Annotated in this window: 24 protein-coding genes; 5 read left to right on the forward strand and 19 right to left on the reverse strand. The window is 52.6% G+C overall.

Features of this window, described 5'->3' with window-relative positions:
- Positions 1-392 precede the first annotated feature (392 nt).
- Together ACR1UW_RS10020 and katG are read right to left on the reverse strand one after the other, a co-directional pair.
- On the reverse strand, positions 393-1,571 hold the full coding sequence (locus ACR1UW_RS10020; RefSeq protein ID WP_011231306.1) for an RNA-guided endonuclease InsQ/TnpB family protein: 1,179 nt from the start codon (positions 1,569-1,571) through the stop codon (positions 393-395).
- A 150-nt stretch (positions 1,572-1,721) separates the two neighbouring features.
- A complete protein-coding gene (gene katG / locus ACR1UW_RS10025; protein ID WP_498933145.1) occupies positions 1,722-3,932 on the reverse strand; it encodes a catalase/peroxidase HPI in 2,211 nt (736 codons plus the stop codon).
- 327 nt (positions 3,933-4,259) lie between these two features.
- Between katG and ACR1UW_RS10030 the strand changes: the two genes are divergently transcribed.
- Positions 4,260-4,391, forward strand: coding sequence for an iron-containing alcohol dehydrogenase (locus ACR1UW_RS10030; RefSeq protein ID WP_023634322.1), 132 nt, complete (start codon positions 4,260-4,262; stop codon positions 4,389-4,391).
- Positions 4,392-4,594: 203 nt separating this feature from the next.
- On the opposite strand, the gene ACR1UW_RS10035 is transcribed toward ACR1UW_RS10030, so the two are convergent.
- From ACR1UW_RS10035 to ACR1UW_RS10065, 7 genes are all read right to left on the reverse strand, one after another.
- Entirely contained in the window at positions 4,595-4,864 is a 270-nt protein-coding gene (locus tag ACR1UW_RS10035) for a hypothetical protein (RefSeq protein ID WP_014195798.1), read from the reverse strand.
- 24 nt (positions 4,865-4,888) lie between these two features.
- On the reverse strand, positions 4,889-5,389 hold the full coding sequence (locus ACR1UW_RS10040; RefSeq protein WP_014195797.1) for a hypothetical protein: 501 nt from the start codon (positions 5,387-5,389) through the stop codon (positions 4,889-4,891).
- 311 nt (positions 5,390-5,700) lie between these two features.
- A complete protein-coding gene (locus ACR1UW_RS10045) occupies positions 5,701-5,889 on the reverse strand; it encodes a hypothetical protein (protein WP_023634321.1) in 189 nt (62 codons plus the stop codon).
- Positions 5,886-6,545, reverse strand: coding sequence for a DinB/UmuC family translesion DNA polymerase (locus ACR1UW_RS10050; RefSeq protein ID WP_238980067.1), 660 nt, complete (start codon positions 6,543-6,545; stop codon positions 5,886-5,888). Before ACR1UW_RS10050 ends, ACR1UW_RS10045 begins: the two co-directional genes overlap by 4 nt.
- Before the next feature lies 1 nt (position 6,546).
- A complete protein-coding gene (locus ACR1UW_RS10055; RefSeq protein ID WP_014195795.1) occupies positions 6,547-6,909 on the reverse strand; it encodes a LysE/ArgO family amino acid transporter in 363 nt (120 codons plus the stop codon).
- A complete protein-coding gene (locus tag ACR1UW_RS10060; protein WP_498933149.1) occupies positions 6,906-7,811 on the reverse strand; it encodes a PH domain-containing protein in 906 nt (301 codons plus the stop codon). The genes ACR1UW_RS10055 and ACR1UW_RS10060 overlap by 4 nt, the downstream gene beginning before the upstream one ends.
- A gap of 11 nt (positions 7,812-7,822) precedes the next feature.
- The gene (locus ACR1UW_RS10065) at positions 7,823-8,272 is read right to left on the reverse strand and encodes a PH domain-containing protein (RefSeq protein ID WP_498933151.1); all 450 of its coding nucleotides are present in this window, start codon (positions 8,270-8,272) and stop codon (positions 7,823-7,825) included.
- Between the two features lie 240 nt (positions 8,273-8,512).
- Between ACR1UW_RS10065 and ACR1UW_RS10070 the strand changes: the two genes are divergently transcribed.
- Entirely contained in the window at positions 8,513-9,877 is a 1,365-nt protein-coding gene (locus tag ACR1UW_RS10070; protein ID WP_193443996.1) for an amino acid permease, read from the forward strand.
- Between the two features lie 51 nt (positions 9,878-9,928).
- Here the strand turns inward: ACR1UW_RS10070 and ACR1UW_RS10075 are convergent, their stop codons facing one another.
- The 5 genes from ACR1UW_RS10075 to ACR1UW_RS10095 form a co-directional block, all read right to left on the reverse strand.
- Positions 9,929-10,105 (reverse strand): hypothetical protein, encoded by a 177-nt coding sequence (locus ACR1UW_RS10075; RefSeq protein ID WP_014195791.1) that lies wholly within the window; start codon positions 10,103-10,105, stop codon positions 9,929-9,931.
- Between the two features lie 240 nt (positions 10,106-10,345).
- A complete protein-coding gene (locus ACR1UW_RS10080) occupies positions 10,346-10,912 on the reverse strand; it encodes a YdhK family protein (protein ID WP_011231187.1) in 567 nt (188 codons plus the stop codon).
- 126 nt (positions 10,913-11,038) lie between these two features.
- Positions 11,039-11,596, reverse strand: a complete 558-nt coding sequence (locus ACR1UW_RS10085) for a TVP38/TMEM64 family protein (protein WP_015374808.1) — start codon at positions 11,594-11,596, stop codon at positions 11,039-11,041.
- Positions 11,597-11,627: 31 nt separating this feature from the next.
- Positions 11,628-12,308: a response regulator transcription factor gene (locus ACR1UW_RS10090; protein ID WP_095860215.1), complete on the reverse strand. Its 681-nt coding sequence runs from the start codon at positions 12,306-12,308 to the stop codon at positions 11,628-11,630.
- A gap of 2 nt (positions 12,309-12,310) precedes the next feature.
- Positions 12,311-13,684, reverse strand: a complete 1,374-nt coding sequence (locus ACR1UW_RS10095) for a sensor histidine kinase (protein ID WP_011231184.1) — start codon at positions 13,682-13,684, stop codon at positions 12,311-12,313.
- A gap of 216 nt (positions 13,685-13,900) precedes the next feature.
- On the opposite strand from ACR1UW_RS10095, the gene ACR1UW_RS10100 reads away from it, so the two are divergent.
- The 3 genes from ACR1UW_RS10100 to ACR1UW_RS10110 all read left to right on the forward strand — a co-directional run bounded on the left by ACR1UW_RS10100 (position 13,901) and on the right by ACR1UW_RS10110 (position 17,134).
- Positions 13,901-15,988 carry a DNA topoisomerase III gene (locus tag ACR1UW_RS10100; protein ID WP_289644048.1) on the forward strand — a complete coding sequence of 696 codons (2,088 nt, stop codon included), beginning with the start codon at positions 13,901-13,903 and terminating at the stop codon, positions 15,986-15,988.
- 121 nt (positions 15,989-16,109) lie between these two features.
- Positions 16,110-16,307, forward strand: coding sequence for a hypothetical protein (locus ACR1UW_RS10105; protein WP_014195787.1), 198 nt, complete (start codon positions 16,110-16,112; stop codon positions 16,305-16,307).
- Positions 16,307-17,134 carry a serine/threonine protein kinase gene (locus tag ACR1UW_RS10110; protein ID WP_498933156.1) on the forward strand — a complete coding sequence of 276 codons (828 nt, stop codon included), beginning with the start codon at positions 16,307-16,309 and terminating at the stop codon, positions 17,132-17,134. The genes ACR1UW_RS10105 and ACR1UW_RS10110 overlap by 1 nt, the downstream gene beginning before the upstream one ends.
- A gap of 242 nt (positions 17,135-17,376) precedes the next feature.
- Here the strand turns inward: ACR1UW_RS10110 and ACR1UW_RS10115 are convergent, their stop codons facing one another.
- The 5 genes from ACR1UW_RS10115 to ACR1UW_RS10135 all read right to left on the reverse strand — a co-directional run bounded on the left by ACR1UW_RS10115 (position 17,377) and on the right by ACR1UW_RS10135 (position 20,665).
- Positions 17,377-18,156 (reverse strand): enoyl-CoA hydratase/isomerase family protein, encoded by a 780-nt coding sequence (locus ACR1UW_RS10115; RefSeq protein ID WP_025950586.1) that lies wholly within the window; start codon positions 18,154-18,156, stop codon positions 17,377-17,379.
- A 39-nt stretch (positions 18,157-18,195) separates the two neighbouring features.
- Entirely contained in the window at positions 18,196-18,966 is a 771-nt protein-coding gene (locus tag ACR1UW_RS10120) for an SDR family NAD(P)-dependent oxidoreductase (RefSeq protein ID WP_498933158.1), read from the reverse strand.
- A gap of 69 nt (positions 18,967-19,035) precedes the next feature.
- Entirely contained in the window at positions 19,036-19,788 is a 753-nt protein-coding gene (locus ACR1UW_RS10125) for an SDR family NAD(P)-dependent oxidoreductase (protein ID WP_498933160.1), read from the reverse strand.
- Between the two features lie 271 nt (positions 19,789-20,059).
- Positions 20,060-20,368, reverse strand: coding sequence for a hypothetical protein (locus ACR1UW_RS10130; protein WP_498933162.1), 309 nt, complete (start codon positions 20,366-20,368; stop codon positions 20,060-20,062).
- 30 nt (positions 20,369-20,398) lie between these two features.
- On the reverse strand, positions 20,399-20,665 hold the full coding sequence (locus ACR1UW_RS10135; protein WP_011231176.1) for a hypothetical protein: 267 nt from the start codon (positions 20,663-20,665) through the stop codon (positions 20,399-20,401).
- Positions 20,666-20,669 lie beyond the last annotated feature (4 nt).

The raw sequence follows: 20,669 nt of genomic DNA on the forward strand, positions 1-20,669 counted from the left end.
ATTTGATTCTGCCGCAATCATACTGAAAAACACATAATTTGTCAATAAAATACATACTATTCTCAAAGATTCTCCGAAGGCTCTTTTCTCTCTGCAAATCTATGACACATAAGCATAAAAACAGGTAATTGAGCGCTCTAGTTTCCTTTCAACGAATCTTTCCCTTTTGATCCACAACAAGTCTAAGAAATATAAAAAAACAGCTTGCCCCATGAACCTCCCCCACTTATCGAAGTGGGGGTTTCCTGTTTCCCCTTCGGAGGTGGATGCATGATAGGCTGGTTGGCAGCCTATCTGCAGGCAACACCTGGCACCCGTCCCGTTGGGAGCCACAGGCAACATGAGTATCCATGATACTCAAGGGCGGGAACTCGCCATCTACGACTTCATACCTAAGCAATCCGTCGATACGTAAACGGTTTGACCGTAAATTCCAATGGGCGGATTTCACCATAATATACTTTGGCAAATAAATTCATTGCCCCATGGATATCACGGTGTCGTTTGTACCCGCATTGACATGTATAATTTCTAGAAGAAGATTTATTTTTCTTCCCGCAAACAGGGCATGTTTGCGAGGTATAACTTTCATCTTTTTTCTCGATTTGAATTCCTTCGGCATTCAATTTGTATTTGAGATAATCAAATAATTTTCCAAACGACCAATTGGATAATTTCTGATTGGTCTTTTTGTTTCGTTTCTTTTTCGTATTCCGTTGGATTCCTTCGATATCTCCAATGACGACTTCTTTCACTTGGTTTTCCAAACACCAACGAACAAATTGTCTCGTGGTTTTGTGCAGTGCATCCTTTAGTTGTGCCTCTGATTTCGAAAGTACATATTGTTTCGCCCGATTGTACTTTTTCCATTGTTTGGAGCCTTTTTTGCATCTGCTCATGAGTTTTTGCAGTTCTTTTAATTTCTTGTTTCTCAACCGATGAATGCTTCTTATTTTTCTTCCCGTGATAATGAGGCTTTCCCCATTTTCACAAATGGCTGCGATGGTGTGAATTTCCCCTGGGTCAATAGCAACACGGTTTTTACATGGATTTTCTTTTGGTTTTTTCCCATCTTCATACGATAAACAAAGCCACAAACCACGGTCATAGACCAACTCGATTTCTTTGACTTTTCCGTTTGGAAGTTTCTCTTTGTCGATTTTCACCACCAAAGGAGATTGTCGTTTTCGATTCCAAATTCCTAGCGACAGTTCCAACGTTCCGTCTTCATGCAAAACAAACCCATCTTTTGCCCATTTCGTGTTGAAATGTTTTTTCTTTTTGTATGGATATTTGATTTTTTCTCCTTTTTTCCGTGCTTCTTTTGCCCCATCACGGGCAAAGATATATTTATGCACAACCGCCTGGATGCTTTGGCTGTGGATAGAAAAACGACCTTTTGTTGCTTTTTGCAGTTCCGTTTTGGTTATCCATTTTCCTGTTTCCAAATGATGTTCTTTTGCCAAACGAAGGCATTCGTTCCAAACTTCTGCGGAGATACGATTGCATTCAAATAGTTTTTGGATAACTTCTTTCTTTGCCCGAAAACGGGTTTTCAGCGTTCGATACATGGTTTCACCTCCTATGTTTATTGTATTCTATTGCCATCCAAAGAAGAAAGAGAAAAACAGAAAAACCGAACGCCATTCATCCCCCACCTGTAGAGGTGGGGGACTTCTGGCTGATTTATGTTAAACGGACAAGCTGCTTTTTTTGCCTGGTTAAACTGTGACCGACTCTTTGGCTTGTTTCAAATGAATGTCAAAGCGGTCGGCGTTCATCACTTTCACCCAAGCGTTGATAAAGTCGCGGACGAATTTTTCTCGGTTGTCGTCTTGGGCGTAAAATTCGGCGTACGAACGAAGGATTGAGTTGGCTCCGAAAATAAGGTCAACCCGGGTGGCCGTCCACCGCACTTCGCCCGTTTTCCGGTCGCGGATTTCATAAATGCCGCTGTCTGTCGGCACCCATTCATAGTTCATGTCGACTAAGTTGACAAAGAAGTCGTTCGTCAGCACCCCGACGCGATCAGTGAAAACCCCGTGCGGGAGATCGCGATAGTTCGCGCCCAATACCCGCAGACCGCCGATGAGCACGGTCATCTCAGGTGCGGTCAACCCTAGAAGCTGCGCTTTGTCGATGAGCAATTCTTCCGGACCGACGCTGTACTCTTTCTTTTGATAGTTGCGGAATCCGTCGGCAAACGGCTCCAGTACGGAAAAGCTCTGGACGTCAGTTTGCTCTTGCGTCGCATCGCCCCGTCCTGGAATAAACGGCACTTTGACATCAAAACCAGCATCGCGCGCCGCCTTTTCGACCGCTGCGCTGCCGCCAAGGACGATCAAGTCGGCGATGCTCACCTTTTTCGGCAGCTCGCGCTGGATGTCTTCATACACCGAAAGCACTTTGGCGAGCCGCTCTGGTTCGTTCACTTCCCAATCTTTTTGCGGCGCAAGGCGGATGCGGGCGCCGTTGGCTCCGCCTCGTTTATCGGAGTTGCGGAACGTGCTGGCTGAGGCCCAAGCGGTTTTGACGAGTTCACTAACCGTCAGACCCGAGTTCAAAATCTTCGCTTTGATTTCTTCAATTTCGGCATCGGTCAATTCATAGTCGACCGTTGGAATCGGGTCCTGCCAGATGAAATCTTCTTCCGGCACTTCCGGACCTAAGTATCTCGTTTTCGGCCCCATATCGCGATGCGTCAGTTTGAACCAAGCGCGGGCGAACGCATCCGCGAACTCATCCGGATTTTCATGGAAGCGGCGGGCGATTTTTTCGAATTCCGGATCAAAGCGAAGCGCCAGGTCGGTTGTCATCATCATCGTCGGAACTTTTTTCGATGGGTCTTCGACATCCGGTGCGAGATGCTCTTCTTTCGGGTCAACTGCCATCCATTGCCATGCCCCAGATGGGCTTTTCGTCAGCCACCAGTCATAGCCAAACAGCATATCGAAATACGACATATCCCACTTCGTCGGTGTCGGCGTCCACGCGCCTTCGATGCCGCTCGTGATCGTGTCGCGGCCTTTTCCTTTTCCGTATGAGCTGATCCATCCCAATCCTTGCGCTTCAATCGGAGCGGCTTCCGGCTCGGGGCCGACGTGGGAAGCAGGGCCTGCGCCATGCGCTTTGCCGAACGTGTGGCCGCCGGCGATCAAGGCGACCGTTTCTTCGTCGTTCATCCCCATGCGGCGGAACGTCTCGCGAATGTCGCGCGCTGCCGCTTTCGGATCCGGCTTGCCGTCAGGGCCTTCCGGGTTGACATAGATCAGCCCCATCTGCACAGCCGCAAGCGGATTTTCCAGTTCGCGATCCCCGCTGTAGCGTTCCGAAGCGAGCCACTCTTTTTCCGCGCCCCAATAAATGTCTTCTTCCGGATGCCAGACATCTTCCCGGCCGCCGCCAAAGCCGATCGTTTTGCCGCCCATCGATTCGATGGCGACATTGCCGGCCAAAATCATCAAGTCAGCCCAAGAAATTTTGTTGCCGTATTTTTTCTTGATCGGCCACAGCAACCGCCGCGCTTTATCCAAGTTGGCGTTATCCGGCCAGCTGTTTAACGGGGCAAAGCGCTGCGTGCCGGTCGAACCGCCGCCGCGGCCGTCGCCGATGCGGTACGTTCCCGCCGAATGCCACGCCATGCGGATGAACAGCGGACCGTAATGGCCATAATCGGCCGGCCACCAATCTTGGCTTTCTGTCATCAGTTTGCGCAAATCTTCTTTGAGCGCCCAATAGTCGAGTTTTTGAAACTCCTCGGCATAATTGAACTCTTCATCATGAGGATTTGTTTTTCGGTCATGTTGATGGAGAATGCTTAAGTTCAGCTGGTTCGGCCACCAGTCTTTGTTCGTCGTTCGATTCGAAGACTGATTCGTTACGCTTCCGTGAAACGGACATTGGGCTGCATTCTGACGATTTTGATTTTCCATTCTCCTGTTCTCCTTTCCCTTAATTAACAAAAAATAGAAATTCAATCATTACCATTTCTAACTGTTTTGTTTCCAGTCAAAAATGATAATGATTTGTACATTAGAATTATACTAAATTTATATTTGATAGTAAATAACAAAAGATACCTTTTATTATTTTTATTTGTGTTGCTATACCAGTCCAAGGTATGCCACTATTAATTTATGTTTCAATTGATTTAGAATTCAGTTATTTTTTAATATATAAAATAATATATAAAAGACGATGGCTTGTTTCATGAAAAACGCCGCTAGCTGAAAAAGGCAAACGCCGCACTAAGAACATCGTTGACGATTCAATTGACGCTAAAAGATGCCGCTCTCCGCCCGGCGTTAGCCGTGCTTGATCCGGAGCTGACGTTTACGATGCGGAAGCCAGTGACTGCAGCAACGGGGGTGGATGCCTTGCGTCAGAAATAGCTTGATCATACGCTATTTTCTTATGAAAGTACCGCTCAACGGACAACCACTGCCTGCCGGAAAGAATATACGATGCCCTGGTATAATCGTAATAAGTATAAAAACATTTCAACCACTTACATGATATATAGTCAAAAACCGGTCATTCATCTCCTCATGAAAATGAGGGGGATTCTGACCGGTTTCTCCTAAAGCGGACACCGTTAAGAAGGGAAATAGAGCTCTACAGCCCGATGCTGGCCATAAAACCGATAACGCCTCGGGAAATCGTGTACGATCTCATAGCTTGGGTAGTCATCCAACCGAATGGACCAGCGAATGCGCCCATCTTTGATGAAAGATAGCAGACCGTCTGATCGTTCGATGCCATCAAAGAAAAACCCGTCACGCGCCACCAGCTCGTCTTCTTCATAGAAGTTGACGACAACTTGGCGATGGCGGTATTCCGTCAGCAAAGAAAGCAAGTCACCCACGTTTTCTCTCTCCCTTACACGTGATTAGATCGGCCAAAATAGATGAAGGAGAAACAAACCGGCAAACAGCAAGGCAGAGACAAGATGAAACGTTCTTCTCCACCCTGACGCTTTTTGCCGCCGAAGGACACCTGCAAACAAGGTGATGGCCAACATCGCGAGGCTTGCATAACCGGTCACCAGTTTCCCATGGCCAAAACCGATCACCGCTCCGAGTTTCCATGCCATCACCACTCCGTGAAAGACAATCAAGCTCGTTCCGACAACCGCGAGCGGGATGTGGGCTTTCATCATGCTTCTTGCTATCCGCGCTAACGTGACTTTGACCTTCCGGATTTTTGTTTTGCGGATGACAAGGAAGATAAAATACATATTGACATTGACCAAAAACAGCAGCACCGCCACTTGTGCCAGCCATTTTCCTGCCAGCACCGCAGCTGAGTCGTTCGGGCGAAACAGCCAGATATAAACCGCCGTGCCGATCACCAACAGCGCATTAATGATCATCCAAACATAGTGGGCCATACATCCTCCATGGTTGTTCCGTTTACCATCCATTTTACCCCAAAAAACCATCCCGTCGGAGTGAGGATCATCACACCACAAACGCAGGGGCACTTCCAATACCTAGGTGCTTCCCCTCATTGACGGAAAGCCGTAAGCCGACTTTTTCACTCAACCAAAGCCAATCGGTTCATCCCATGTCGAAGAGAGCGACGCTCTGCCTGAGATGAACCGATGGCTACTTTGTCACCAGGGCTCGATTGTCCATAACCGTTTGTCTCTAAATGGTGCCGCGGCATCTAAACTCGACGGCGGGCATCGTCTTTCGCTTGTTATAACACTAGATATACCCCGATTCCCGCCGCTAGCACAAGGGCCAACCCGGCATAAATCAACACTAGGCGGGTGAGATTGCCTTTGGTTGCTGATGTGTACTGTTCGTCCCCCCGCCCCGACAGCGCGAGCGTGCCGATGAGGCCTGCAAGCATCACGACAGCCGCGGCAATCATTGAGATCGTCAACGTTCTTCCCCCTCTTTCGTTTGCCTGTCGGATGAAAGCGGCTCAACACCTATCTGCAAGGCACGGGCGCCAAACTTCGCCTGCAGCTGTTCAACCGTTTTCCAAAGCGGTTCCATTTTCACCTCCTTTTCATAATGAAACAAATCGAGCTGCTTCACGGCCCCGGTCCGGTCAAACACATGGAGCGCGGCGACGCCAAGAAGCCGCACTGGACGACCGTCCCAATGCTTTTGGAACAACCGTACAGCATAGGAAAAGATGTCTTCCGCATCCCATAACGGATCCATTCCGGTTTGGCTACGAGTGATGGTTTGAAAATCGTAGTAGCGAATGGTCAGTTGAACGGTCCGCGAGACAACCCGCTTTTCGTTCATCCTTGCACTGACAGACTCAGCCAACTGGCGCAAGACAACGAGCAAGTTCTGTTCCTCATCCATATCGTACGGCAACGTTGTTGAGTGTCCGATCGATTTTCTCTTTTCCGCCGCCACTGGATCAACCGGACGCAGGTCGATGCCGTTCGCTTTCTCTTGAAGGCGCAAACCATAGATGCCAAACGTCTGACGAAGACGCTCGCGGTCAGCTTTGGCAAGATCGCCGATCGTATGGAGGCCAAGCGCATGCAGCTTCTTCGCTGATTTGTTCGTTGGGAACAACTCAGGTCGCTTTCAAGGCGGCAAAAGCGATTTGTTTGCGGGGCGGAAACCGTTCCGCCGCTTCGCTTTCGCCTGTTGCAGGCTCGCTCTTCCATGTACTCCAGCCCATATACAGCCAAAAAAGAATGCCAGCCCCCATCACGGCTGTTCTCAGCCAAGCGGAACCAAGCCAAACGAGCGAGACGCCCAAAATGGCGAGGAAAATCAACAACGTATCACACAACGACGCCGTCAGCACCGCCGGCAAGGCATGCCGCCAACGCCGCTGGACTGCTCCTTGGGTCAAAATGAACACGTTTTGCATCCCCAATGGCAAAATGAGTCCAAACGCAAGGATAAGCCCGTGAAGAAAGGCCTTCATCATGTTTGGTTCCCCTTTTCCCCTTGCAGCCAGCGATAGATCGAAGCGGCATCTTCTTCATCCACATCCACGACACGGGAGCGGGTGCCGACCGGCATGACGGAAGCCGAGATCGTCACCAACTGTTTTTTTCTTTGCCACCATGTCGTTGCGATTTCCAACGATTGGACGTGACGCTTTAACAAATGCGCGGTCGTTCGCCGAAACCAGCCGTTGCGGAGCGACAGCTGCTTCGAGGAAAGCGCCCAGCCGGCCGCTTGATAGCGCCGCGCCCCGATCCACAGAGCAAGTGGCAACACAAACAAAAGCCCTGCTCCCCATGGACGCTCCATATACGCGGCAACTCCAACCGGAATTGTCAACCAATAAAGCGGGCGAAGCATATATCGACTTTTTGCACGCTGAGGAAGCGGACAAAATGGCACATCGAGGCGATACTCGGGCAAACAAGCCTGAACAATGGGGACGATGCGATGCTTTTTGACCAGCGGGCAAAGAACGACTTCCCCTGACGGTCCGCCATCGAGCGCTCCGCCGGCATGAATAATGGATACAGAGGCGTATCCGAAAAAACGGCGCAGCCAATTCTCATGAATAACGATGCCTTGGACGCGGTCAACAGGGACGGACACCGCTTTTCGTTCCAACCATCCGCGAGCAATCACAATCGTGTCTTCTTGTTTCCGCACGACAAACGAAGCGTACCGGATCATGTTTTGTACGATAGCTACTCCATAAGCGGCCAAGAGAAGCGACAGGATGAATAGGGCAATAAGCAATCGTCCATGTCCGTTCCATGTCGACTGAAGATCGCGGATCAGCGCCTCATATGGAATGAAGTCGCCTAATTGCGACAAAAACCCACATAAAGCGGCAACCACGCCAAGCGCTCCACCGCTTGTCAACGAAGCCACCCCTATTTCTTTCGCCGATCGTCATCTTCATCCACCACCTTCGCCCACTCGGCAATCAAGCGGCAAAGCCGTTCTGCTTCTTCCATCGGAAGAGCGGGAATTTCATGAGCGGCCGCCGCTGTGAACACCGCAATGGAAGCCAACCCGTACCGCTTGAGAAGCGGACCTTGCCGCACATCGACGTACTGAACGCGAGCCATCGGGATCAAAGTCCGTCTCGTAGACCAGACTCCTCGCTGAATGTCAATCTCTTCTTCACGAATGTCATAGCGCCAACGTCTTTGGCGCAACGGCGGGAGCCAGACGACCCATACAATGGCTTGCAACATCCAAACGCCGGCCAACACTATCAATAGCCAAGGAGGAGCATGGAACTGCGAGAGCAGCCATATGATTCCCCCGATCGCCACACCGGAAGCCAATGCCACAAGCGCCCCCGTGAGACGCCACACGGTGACCGCTTTTGATGAAATGGGTTTGCCTCTAGAGGAAGCATTCTCTTAATCTCCTTTTTGCACATCATTTCTGTTTCCAGTATAACAAAACATTTCCATGTTGGTGATGCCTTTTTCGACAATCGTTGACAGAACAACTGAACTATTATATTCTGAAATTATCTTTTTTGCTTAACCGCATAAAAGCAAAAAAGCACATCTATGAATCAACATTAGAACAGAAAGGTTGTTGTCAACATGGAACAATCCCGTCCTCAGCTGCAAAAAGGACTATTGCCCCGCCACGTTCAGCTGATCGCGTTAGGAGGGATGATCGGCACCGGCATTTTTAAAGGAAGCGCCGAGGCCATTCATATCGCTGGACCAAGCGTCGTGCTCACGTACTTGATCGGCGGCGTGCTGTTGTTTTGGATTATGGCTGCACTGGCCGAGATGGCGATCGCGTATCCGGGTTCGAACGTTCAACATTTGATCCGCCGGGCGTTTGGCTTTCGCCTGTCATGGATCGTCGGCTGGCTGTATTGGATCAATTGGACGTTGGTCACTGTTGTCGAACTGCTGGCTGCCGGCAGCTTTCTGAACTATTGGGTTCCGTCTGCGCCGTTATGGCTGCTTGCCCTCCTGTGCGCGTGTCTGATCATGGGGTTGAATCTTTTCCCTGTGAAGTATTACGGGGAAGCGGAATTTTGGCTGGCCGGACTGAAAGTGGCGGCGCTAGTGGTGTTTATCGTGCTCGGGGCGGGCGTATGGGCTGGCGTGATCCCAAGCGGCATAAGCGGCTCGTTTCCGTCTGCCAGCGACGGCGGATGGTTTCCGCACGGGTTTGCCGGAACGCTCAGCGCCTTGCTTATCGTGATGTTTTCCTATGGCGGAGCGGAGCTGATCGGGGTGGCGGTGACGGAGATGAAAGACGCCGAGCAGGTGCTGCCGCGCGTCATTCGCACCACAATCTGGCGGGTTGTCGGCTTTTATCTTTTGCCAATGGCCATCATTTGCGGCATTATGCCATGGAACACCGTTTCGGAAACGAACAGTCCCTTTGTCCAAGTGTTGGAAGCGATCGGGTTGCCCGGCGCGGCCCATGTCATGAACGCGGTGTTGCTCATTGCCGTCTTATCGGCGGCCAATACAGGCGTCTATGCGACTTCTCGTTTGCTGTACACCATGGCTGAACAAGGAGAAGCAAGCCGCCGCTTGCAGCGGACGACGAAACACGGGGTTCCGCTGTACGGGATGGGCATGGTCGCCATCTGCATCGCCGCTGGCGTGATCGGCGCCTACTTGGCGCCCGGGCGGATCATCGGGGAATTGATGACGATTCCTGGGTTTACCGTGCTCATCGTTTGGATGATGATCGGCGCCGCTCAGCTGAAGCTGCGGCCACACTACAAAACGAAGCCGTTTTTCCGAACGAAAGGGTTTCCGTACACAACGATGGCGGCGGTCGGGGCGCTCGGGGCGATTTGGCTTGGCTTTTTGCTTCAAAGAGAGCATCGAATCGGTTCGCTTCTCTGCATGGCCGTCTTGGTTCTCTTATTCATCTATTCCACTGTCAAAGAAAAGCAGCATCAAGCAACAAAAGCGCCCGGGCGAACGGCGTAACCAAACCGCCTCTTTTCGCTCGGGCGACAGCTAGAGACGGGCGTCCTTTCATCATAGACGGCGCCCGTCTTCCTTTTTTCGTGTCCAACCGTTCCCACGATATTCGTCCCATGCCCGCCAGGCCATGGTCGCCATGCCGAGCGCGAGAATCAGCGCCTGTCCGTCCATCCGGTGTTCCGTCCATAAGTGATGCCCTGCCGCTCCGATGCCGTAAAGCACCCAAACCACTGAAAACCACATAACTCCCAACCAAAATCTCCGCATCGTTTCTCCCTTTCTTTCTCCCGTTTTCCCGATCGCTCCGTAAGACTCAGGCGAAGCCGCCTATATTGTCTATTTTTTGAAAAAATAGGGGATTTTCGTATAATTATACCACAATTTTCACAAATGAGCCGAAAAAAACAAGCCATTCCCCTATGCTCCAAGGGAAATGGCTGCGCGTTTTGCGGAAACACCGATGATGATTCGTTAGTTGGCCGGCGACAGCTCGTCTTCGGTCACCCATTTGTGGTTGGTCACTTTTTGACCAGTTTCCGTATCGATGTAATCGACCATATACACCGTCGTTTGTTTCGCCGAATCAATGACTGCTTTGGCCCCTTTCATCCCTTCCATGTGATCGGCATTCAAGACGACTTCATCGCCCGGCTGGAACGGTTTGTCTCCGGCGTTTTCGATTTCTTCGTGAATGACCCATTTATGGTTTTTCACTGGGTCCCCGCCTGTAGTTGGGGTGTATGTGACCGTATAGACGATCGTGTCAAAGGCACCGGTGACAGTCGCCTTGGCTCCATCCATTCCCGGCATATGGTCGGCATGGATGATGACTTGGCTTCCAACCGGATACTTTGGTTGTTTCGCCTCCTTCAATCCGGCCGGCACCTCTTTGGAGCCCGAGTGATTCATTCCTTCATGCCCGGTGTGAGAAGCTGTATGTTCCTTTGGCGCTTTGTTGTCGTTGGCACCGGTGCAGGCCGATAACAAGAGCGCTGCCATAACTGAAGTTGTTCCCAATAACATTTTCCAGTTTTTCATCGTTTTCACCCTCCTTGCCTTGTTAGCATACCGGACTTTTGTGCAGATTTTGTGGAGATGGCCTTGGATTTGCCGCTAAAGGCCGTATGGCGCCTAGGCTGACTGTCCTTTTGGGCGGGGGCTGTTTTACCCCGCTGCTTTTTGCCCTATCTTTCGCCAGACGAACCACAAAAGAACGATCGATGCAACAGCGAGCATCAGTTTGCCAGCCCAGGCGGCCTCGAGGAATTGATGGACGGCATACGCTTCCATCCATAAAGCCGGGAGCTTGCCGAGCGAGCTAGCCGTTGCAAACACAGAAAGAGACGTGCGGCCGATGGCAGCAACGAACGTCACCGCCCCGGATGGCACAAACGGCAACAGTCGAAGCGCGAAAATAAGCCCAAATGCCTCCTTGCCACTTGCATGAAGCAACGGCTTCACCTTGGGATGGGAAAGCCATGTCGTCTCGCTCCATCGGCGAAGTCCTTTTCGATACAAGACAAACGAGACGACCGCTCCGATCGCCTCGCCGGCAAACGACACCCAAAAGCCGGGCCAAAATCCGAAAACGGTCAAATTGGCGGCAGTTAAAAAGGCGCTTGGGACGACTCCGAGCACGCTGATCACCACATTGCAGGCTAGACTCAAGAAGTACGCCGCTCCGCCGTATGCTTGAAGGAACTCAATCATCCGTTCTTCCATTTGACCCAAACGCCTCTCTTTCCGAAAATGGTTATGACTTGCGCCCTTCCCATTTGTAGCCGACGCCCCAGACCGTCTGCAAATAGTCGTCCACTGGGAACCCCGCTTTCCGCAATTTTTCGCGGATGTTTTTCATGTGGGAGTCAACGGTCCTCTCTTCCGTATCAGCGAGATAGCCCCATAGCGATGCGATGATTTGCCCGCGGCTGAACACCTGATTCGGGTGCTTTAACAGCAGCCCCAAAATGGCAAATTCTTTCGGCGTCAACGCAATCGGCTTATCTTCGTAGCGGACCGTATGTTCCTCTTCGTCCCATACAAGCCCGGCCGCGCGAATGGCGGAACGACCGCCAGCTGTACGGCGCAGCACCGCTTCAATGCGAGCAAGCAGTTCCGCCTCGTCAAACGGTTTCGTCACATAATCGTCCGCTCCGATTTTCAATCCTTGGACAATATCCGCCGTCTCATCGCGAGCGGTGACCATCATGATCGGCACATTCGAAAACGATCGAATGCGGCGGCACGTTTCCCATCCGTCGAGTTCTGGCATCATGACATCAAGCAGCACCAAATCGGCGTGATGGCGCCGCAAATAGTCAATGGCTTCCGCCCCTGAACGCCGTTTCACGCAACGGTAGCCGTTCGGCGCTAAATACAATTCCAATAAATCGAGCATCCGCTCTTCATCATCAACCAACAGCAAGGTATACATCATTATCCCTCCGGCAGCGTAATGAGGATGGTCGTTCCTTTTCCTTGTTCGCTTCGAGCAGCGATCGTTCCCCCGTGCGCCTCGACGATTTCTTTGGCAATCGCCAAACCGAGTCCGGTCCCACCGCTTGTCCGCGACCGCGATTTGTCAACCCGATAAAACCGCTCGAAAATCCGGGGCACATCTTCCGGCGGAATGCCGGTTCCTTCATCGGATACGGCAATGACGATTCCTTGCTTTTGAAGGTGAACGGCGACGGCCACCGTCGTGCCAGAAAACGCGTACTTTCGTGCATTGTCAAGCACATTGATCATCACTTGCTCGAACCGCTGCCGATCAATCGCAGCCATGACCGAACCGGGGCACTGGCACACAAGCGACAACGATTTTTCCTGAAACGCGGGGCGCAGTTTTTCACACAATTTTGTCAAAAACGAACAAAGATTTGTCGGTTGCTTTTCAATCTGGAACGAGTGTTGCTCCAGTTTGGCTAATTCAAACAAATCTTTGACCATCTTTTCAATCTTTTCCGCTTCTTCGTAAATGATCGCCATATAGTTCGCCCGTTGTTCCTCAGACAGATGCGGACGCCTAGCAATGTCGGCGTATCCTTTCACATACGTCAGCGGCGTGCGCAATTCATGAGAGATGCTCGCTAAAAATTCACTCCGCTCTTGTTTCAAATACGCCAAATCGTTGGCCAGCGTTTGAATCGCTCTCCCGAGTTGCGCCAGCTCGTCGTTGCCTTTCATCTCGAGGCGGACGGAAAAATCCCCCCGGCTGAGCGCCTCGGTCGCCTGTTTCATGCGAAGGAGCGGCATCGTGATGGCGCGGGAGAAAAAGGCGATGGTCAACACGGTGATCGCCACCGACAGCACGCCAACGACGATAAAATGATGCTTCAGTTTATACACCATCGTCCGGATCGAGCGGGTGTCTTGAAACATATACACATATCCTCTTGTTTCACCCCTGATTTGAATCGGGCTGACGGCAGCGATATGCGACGCCCGCTTCCAGTCGGTTTCAACCATCATTCCCCGGCGGGGAATATGACGGCCGTTCGTTAAAGGAATGAGGCGCTTGGCAAACGGAACAATGCCGCTAGATGCCGATACAATTCGGCGCCGGGCGTCCGTGATGGCGACATCGGTTTCCGCCTCTGATTCCATCATCACGACATGCGCCAACGTCGTTCGATCGTAATTTTTTTCCAATACATTGCGGTGGCTGTTTCCGCGCGCCAGAAGCTGCGCGAATTCTTCCTCGATGCGCGCATGGACGAGCGTAGCGTAGAGGGAAACGAACAGCACCATTTCAATGGCCAAGACAAAGGCAAAAAACAGCATGCCGAGTTTCCATGACAGTTTTCGCACGGATTCCTCTCCTCATCCATCAAGTCCGAGTGTCATTTCAATTTTACTATTTTATTTGGCAAATGTGCAGAAAGTGTGGAGATGCGGCTTTGCGCCACGCCAAGGCGTCTTGTCCCGCCAAGGAGACAAACCTTGACGGATGCGTCTTTTTCCTTCTTCCTTTATACTTAAGAAGCAGACTGTGCTCATGTAGAGACGACAGAAAGGGGTTTATCGATGAAATCGCTCGTGTTAGCGGAAAAGCCGAGCGTCGCCCGCGACATCGCCCGCGTGCTCGGCTGCAAGCAAGCGCATAAACATTATTTTGAAGGAAAGCAGCACATTGTCACCTGGGCGCTCGGCCATTTAGTGGAGCTGAAGATGCCGGAAGACTACGACCGAAAATACGAAACATGGCGGCTGGAGGACTTGCCGATCATCCCAAAGAAAATGGGCTTGAAAGTCATTCGGCAAACAAGCCACCAGTTTCGCGCCATTGAACGGTTGGCGAAACGACCGGATGTGAAAGATGTCATCATCGCGACCGACGCGGGCCGCGAGGGGGAACTGGTGGCGCGCTGGATTTTAGAGATGATCGGTTGGACGAAGCCGATTTGGCGGCTATGGATTTCGTCGCAAACCGACCGCGCCATCCGCGACGGCTTCCGCCAACTCAAGCCCGGGGTGCAGTTTGAACGCCTGTATCAATCGGCCGTCTGCCGCGCGGAAGCCGACTGGCTGATTGGGTTAAACGTCTCACGCGCCTTGACGACCAAATACAACGATCCGCTCTCAGCCGGGCGGGTGCAGACGCCGACGCTTGCGATGATCATCGAGCGCGAACGCGAGATCCAATCGTTCGTTCCCGTGCCATATTGGACAATTCGGGCCAAGATCGGGTCCATCACAGCCGTATGGGAGCGGCATGGCGGACATCGTCTGTTTGACCAAGACGAAGCGAAGCAGCTGCACGCCCGCCTTGACGGTCAGCCGGCGCGCGTCACATCGATCAAACGGAAACGAAAAAGCGAGCCCGCCCCGCTGCCGTATGACTTGACCGAACTGCAGCGGGACGCAAACAAGCGGTTTGGCTTTTCGGCGAAAAAGACGCTCTCGGTGTTGCAGCGACTGTACGAACAACACAAGCTTGTCACGTACCCGCGCACCGATTCGCGTTATTTGCCAAGCGATATGGAAGCGACGATGACCGAGCGGTTGTTGGCGATGAAATCCGGTTATGAGGACGTCATCGCTCCGCTTCTCGCCAAAGGCAAAGCAGCCAAGCGGGTATTTAACGATGACAAAGTAACCGATCATCACGCCATCGTTCCAACGGATGAGCGGCTCGACCTTAGCAGGCTGTCCACTGATGAGCGCAAGCTGTATGATCTCATCGCCCGCCGTTTTTTGGCGCTTTTCTACCCGCCGCATGAATCCGAAACGACGACAGCCGTCTTTGACATCGGCGGCGAAACGTTTGTCGCCAAGGAGACGGCGGTTGTCAACGCCGGATTTCAAGCCGTTCTCAGCAAAGAAGACAACAAGGCCCAACCAACGTTGTTGCATCTCGCGGAAGGCCAGACGCTCCCATCAGTGCAACTTGAGCTGGAACAATCGTTCACGGAACCGCCTGCCCGTTATTCGGAAGCTGACTTGCTCGCGCAAATGGAGAAATACGGGCTCGGCACGCCGGCGACAAGAGCGGACATCATCGAACGGCTGGTTGAAACCGAAGTGGTCGAGCGAAAAGACGGACGGTTTTATCCGACAAAAAAAGGGAAACAGCTGATTGAGCTCGTCAATGAAGAGCTGAAATCGCCGGAATTGACCGCCCGCTGGGAGCGGGAGCTGGAGGCGATCGCCCGCGGGAAAGGAAATCCACAACAATTTTTGGCCAACATCCGCCGGCAAACGCAGCAGCTCGTTGCCGAAATTAAGCAAAGCGAGCAGGTATACAAAGCGCCAAACCTCACGAATCTGACGTGTCCAGAATGCGGCGCGCTTTTAAAAGAGCGGAAAACGAAAGACGGACGGATGCTTGTCTGCTCGAACTTACAATGCCGCTACCGCCGCCGGCGCGACCCGAAACTGTCGAACCGCCGCTGTCCGCAATGCCACCGGCGCATGGAAATGCATGAAGGAAAGGCAGGACTTTATTTCCAATGCCGCCCGTGCAATATTGTCGAAAAAGCGGACGAGACCAAACGCATCGCCGCCAAAGGCAGCGAACGGGCGCTTCTCAAAAAATACAGCCCGGCCAACGAATCGTTTGGCACGAGTTTAGGGGAGCTGCTCAAGCAGGCGTTGAACGAAAAAAAGGAATGAGGTTGCCACACCGCGCTAGGGGCTCATGCCCCTGGCGGTTTCTTTTTCATCTTTGAAGTCTGAAACTTCCTTCTCATTGCCTCGTATATATAGGTAAATCTATCGCAAAGGAGCGATCGCGATGTTGAAAAAATGGCTAAAAGCACTTTTCGACCATCCCCATCATCCGTCGCACTACCATAAACATTACAGCAGCAGCGACCACCATTATTACAACCCGACGTATCACTCGCATCACCACCCGTCCCAGTATGGGCACCATCACTACAAAAAGAAACATCATAGCGGCAGCTTCTTCTCAAGCTTTTTCGGCAGCTGATGAAACGGTTTTTTGAACGCCATCCGTTCGTCTCCCGCTGGGTTGATCGGCCGCATCGGGGCGGGAAGGTGCTTTTGGGCCGCTATGAAATCATCGAAGAGCTTGGGATGGGAAGCTACGGCATCGCCTATAAAGGGCGCGACCTCCATACCAAGCGGTTTGTCGTCGTCAAGCAGGCGCGGCGGACAAAAGGAGAAGACGGCCGCCGCTTGCTTCAGCGCGAAGCGGATCTGCTTGCCCGTTTGCGCCACCCGCAAATTCCGAGGCTGTATGATCGGTTTGTGGAGCGCGGACAGCCGCATCTCGTGATGGAGTATATCGACGGAGAAACGGTGGAAGACCAGATTTTCAAGCTGGAAGCCAAGTACACGGAACAAGAGGCGTTTCGATTGTTAAAGAAGGTGCTTGAGGTCGTCCGGCACGTCCATGCTTTCGGCATCGTCCACCGCGATTTGCGCATCCCGAACATCATTTGGCGCGATGGAACGGCGGCGATCATCGATTTCGGCTTAGCCTGCCGCATCGGCGAACCGGTGGATTTCCGCGATGACGACCCGCTTGAGAAGCGGCTGCGGCGCGAACCGCATCCACGAAGCGATTTCTATGCCCTTGGACACTTCACCTTGTTTTTATTGTATTCTGCCTATGAACCGACAAGTGACGAGGAAAAAAGCTGGGAAGAAGAGCTCGATTTATCGCCAAACGCTCGTCGGATCTTGCGGAAAATGCTGCAGCTGGATGCGCCGTATGACCATGTTGACGAGTTGATCGACGACGTGGATCAGTTGCTCGCAGAACCCATCCGGAATCAAGCAGGGGCGCTTTGACGCTTGATCGCACCGTTCCCCGACCAACCAGAGGGTGTCCCAAAAGGATTGAGACACCCTTTCTCATTACCGTATATAGGTATAAAACAATCATTAAGAAACAATATGTTGTGTTTTGTTAAAGAGAATTACCCTTTTGGGTCAGCCCCATGTTTCATTTGAGGCGAAGTGAAAACAAAATACGCCCCGTCTCCCGCTGATGGAGAAACAGGGCGCAGCGCTCTTTTGGCACTGCCGCTCGCTTATTTTCCTTGGAACACCGGGCTCCGTTTCTCTTTAAACGCCGCCACCCCTTCGCGATGGTCTTCGGTTTCCACCATCAGCCCTTGAACGAGACGCTCTTCTTCGAGAATCTCCTCGAGTGTCGCGGTCAGCGCGTGCTCAATCAGCCGTTTTTGTTTTCCGATGGCTTTCGTGGGCCCGCACGCCAGCTTCGAGGCGAGCGATTCTGTCGCCTCGCGCAGTTTCTCAGCTGGGACGACCTCGCTTAGGACGCCCAATTCATACAGGCGACGGGCTGGAATCGGATCGGCGGTGAAGAAAAACTGTTTCGCCAAATGCGGACCGACAAGCCGCGGGAGCCAATACGACCCGCCACCGTCGGAGACAAGGCCGACTTTCGCAAAGCTCAAAATGAATTGACTGTCTTCGGCCGCGAGGATCAAATCACACGCCAGCGCGAGGTTAAATCCCGCCCCGGCAGCGAATCCGTGCACCGCGGCCATGATCGGTTTTTCGCATCGTTGCATAGTCAGAATGAGCCGATTCAGTCGGCCGATATGCTCATACGCCTGCGAGGCGCTTGATTGCCCCATCGTTTTTACATCCCCGCCGGCGCAAAACGCCCGCCCAGCGCCGGATAAGACGATGACGCGGACGGCATCATCCGCCGCGGCGCGTTCGATTTCATCCGTCAGTCCGGCAATCATCTCCGGGCTGAAGGCATTGAGCCGCTCCGGGCGATTCAGCGTCAACCATAATACAGAACCGGATTGTTCCACAAGCAAATGCGAGGTTTCCATATTCCTTTGCTCTCCCTTTCCATTTTGGACTTTTCCGTTTCATTTGATGAGCCATCCGCCATCCACCAACACATCAGAGCCGGTCATGTACGACGCTTCCGGTGAGGCAAGAAACGCAATGACGTTCGCAACTTCTTCCGGTTGCCCAACTCGACCCAAGGCAGTGTTGCGCTCGATGGCTTTCACAAACCGCTCGTTTTGCAGTCCGCGCTCGGTAAGCGGCGTCTCGACAAAACCGGGCGAGACGGAATTGACGCGGATGCCATACGGCGCCAGCTCCAAAGCGAGCGATTTGGTCAAGTTGATGACCCCTGCTTTCGCCGCGCTGTAGTGCGGAATTTCCGCCCCGGCCTGATGGCCGGACAATGACGCTACGTTCACAATCGCCCGATTGGCGCGCTCGCGTTTTGCCCCTTCGATCATCAGCGGAGCGAGCGTTTGCGAGACAAGAAAGACGCTTTTCATATTGACCCGCTGCACATCATCCCACTCTTGTTCGGTGAGCTCAAGCCATTTCGTATGGGTCGAAATGCCGGCATTGTTGACGAGCACATGCAAGTCGCCGTACCGATTTTGGACGTATGCGGCCAAGGCGCGCACTTGTTCGCGGTCCGTGACATCCGCCGCAAACCGATCGGCCACCCCTGGCACCCCAAGACGCGTGATGTCTTGCACCGTTTCTTCCAGTTTGACGGCTGTGCGGCCGACAAGCACGACAGTCGCCCCTTCCTGAGCCAGGCGGACGGCCGTCGCCCGGCCAATGCCGCTTCCCCCTCCAGTAATCACAGCGACGGTATTGGCAAAACGCATCGTTTCCTCTCCCCTCTCGTTTGTGCGACCTTTGTTTTCATCCGTTGCCCCGTATCAGCCGTCCGACGTCTAAAACGTCAGCCCGCCGCCGTCGACCGACAATGTCGCGCCGGTGATAAACGACGCTTCATCGGACGCCAAAAACAACACCGCGTTCGCCACTTCCTCTGGCGTCCCGATGCGGCCGAGGGCGTTCGCTTTCGAAATGATCGGCCATTTGCGCTCATCTTGTTTCCACGGCGTGATGATGTTCGTATCAATGACCCCCGGTGCAATGGCATTGACGCGAATGTTAAACTTCCCATATTCCAATGCCGCATTTTTCGTCAACAAAATCACCCCGGCCTTCGAGGCGTTGTAGGCCGATTCGTACTTTTTCCCTTTGATTCCAAGCAGGCTCGATGTGTTGACAATGGCCCCGCCACCGCATTGCTTCATCACGGGCACCGCGTATTTGATGCCAAGGAACACTCCTTTCAAATTAACGTTGATGACCCGGTCCCACTCTTCTTCAGACAAGTCGGTGCTCCGCACTTCCGAATGGCCGATGCCGGCATTGTTAAAGAGAATATGTAGGCCGCCAAAGGCATCAACCGCCGTTTGGACAAGGCGGCTCACTTGCTTGGAATCGGCGACATCCGTTTGGACAAAAATCGCCTCCCCTCCTTTTTCCCGAATCAGGCGGACCGTTTCTTCCCCTCCTTCCTCATTGATGTCGCTCACCGCCACTTTGGCGCCTTCTTCCGCAAAGCGAATCGCCGTCGCCCGGCCGATGCCGCTGCCCCCGCCGGTGACAATCGCAGCTTTTCCGTTCAGCCTCACGTTCTCCCGCCTTTCCCCTCTTTTTTGAATCCGCTTCCAAAAAAACACGGTATACTAACCGGTTGGTATGTTTTTCTTTTATTATACACTCTATTTAAAATATTTCAAATGTTTTTATCAATCCATCGAGGAGTCTCTGCTTTCGGGTGGGGCAGAAGGGGAAACGGAGGTGTTATTCCGCTCGCTTCGCGGAAGGGGCGCTTGAATCGTAAGCAGGGAAGGCAGTGAGAGTCATCAGCAAGAAGAGAAGCCCGCATTGTTGGCTTCCCGTTCATTGGTCCATAAGATCAGCAGCGCCGCCATCGCCGCGTCCTTCGTCTTCTCCCCCGCCCTCTTGAGACTCGAAAAACGACCGGCAAACCGCATCGAGCGATTGCAGCCGCTCAATCAATCCTTGCAAATCGCACGTATGGAGCGTATCGCTCAGTTCGCGGCCCTCCTCCGTCACCAAGTACAAGTGAATTTCCATGCATCCGTCCCAGCGGACGTTGGCGTCAAGCCAGCCATCTTCGCTCTCAAGCTCCAGCCCCACCGTCTCCCCTTGGTCATTTTTGTGTTTTGTTTTGATGACCCATACCATCCTTCGTTCCGCCCTTTCCTGTTCGCCGCCTCACTCTTGTTGTTCCGCTCCGATTCCTGACACCGGGGAGCCAGTGGACGTATGTTCATTCACCCAACGGAGTGCCGCGTCCACCACTGCATCGGCGTCAGAAAGCTGGGTGCGGTGCTCAATGATCCAATTGAGCCCGTCTTGCGGATCAAGGTCATGTTGTAAACATTCCACCAAAAATGATTGGACACATGCCGCATCGCTCCGCTCCCACGCTCCGCACTGGCGGCGCCAAATCGCTTCGATCGCATCTTTCCCGAACTGCATTGAG

Source organism: Geobacillus lituanicus (assembly GCF_050994965.1).
Lineage (GTDB): Bacteria > Bacillota > Bacilli > Bacillales > Anoxybacillaceae > Geobacillus > Geobacillus stearothermophilus.

Bases quoted from the DNA above. Each gene is read 5' to 3' on its own strand.
- ACR1UW_RS10020 (WP_011231306.1), bottom strand. From the start codon at position 1,571: ATGTATCGAACGCTGAAAACCCGTTTTCGGGCAAAGAAAGAAGTTATC.
- katG (WP_498933145.1), bottom strand. From the start codon at position 3,932: ATGGAAAATCAAAATCGTCAGAATGCAGCCCAATGTCCGTTTCACGGA.
- ACR1UW_RS10040 (WP_014195797.1), bottom strand. From the start codon at position 5,389: ATGGCCCACTATGTTTGGATGATCATTAATGCGCTGTTGGTGATCGGC.
- ACR1UW_RS10055 (WP_014195795.1), bottom strand. From the start codon at position 6,909: ATGATGAAGGCCTTTCTTCACGGGCTTATCCTTGCGTTTGGACTCATT.
- ACR1UW_RS10070 (WP_193443996.1), top strand. From the start codon at position 8,513: ATGGAACAATCCCGTCCTCAGCTGCAAAAAGGACTATTGCCCCGCCAC.
- ACR1UW_RS10080 (WP_011231187.1), bottom strand. From the start codon at position 10,912: ATGAAAAACTGGAAAATGTTATTGGGAACAACTTCAGTTATGGCAGCG.
- ACR1UW_RS10085 (WP_015374808.1), bottom strand. From the start codon at position 11,596: ATGGAAGAACGGATGATTGAGTTCCTTCAAGCATACGGCGGAGCGGCG.
- ACR1UW_RS10090 (WP_095860215.1), bottom strand. From the start codon at position 12,308: ATGTATACCTTGCTGTTGGTTGATGATGAAGAGCGGATGCTCGATTTA.
- ACR1UW_RS10100 (WP_289644048.1), top strand. From the start codon at position 13,901: ATGAAATCGCTCGTGTTAGCGGAAAAGCCGAGCGTCGCCCGCGACATC.
- ACR1UW_RS10105 (WP_014195787.1), top strand. From the start codon at position 16,110: ATGTTGAAAAAATGGCTAAAAGCACTTTTCGACCATCCCCATCATCCG.
- ACR1UW_RS10110 (WP_498933156.1), top strand. From the start codon at position 16,307: ATGAAACGGTTTTTTGAACGCCATCCGTTCGTCTCCCGCTGGGTTGAT.
- ACR1UW_RS10115 (WP_025950586.1), bottom strand. From the start codon at position 18,156: ATGGAAACCTCGCATTTGCTTGTGGAACAATCCGGTTCTGTATTATGG.
- ACR1UW_RS10120 (WP_498933158.1), bottom strand. From the start codon at position 18,966: ATGCGTTTTGCCAATACCGTCGCTGTGATTACTGGAGGGGGAAGCGGC.
- ACR1UW_RS10130 (WP_498933162.1), bottom strand. From the start codon at position 20,368: ATGGTATGGGTCATCAAAACAAAACACAAAAATGACCAAGGGGAGACG.
- ACR1UW_RS10135 (WP_011231176.1), bottom strand. From the start codon at position 20,665: ATGCAGTTCGGGAAAGATGCGATCGAAGCGATTTGGCGCCGCCAGTGC.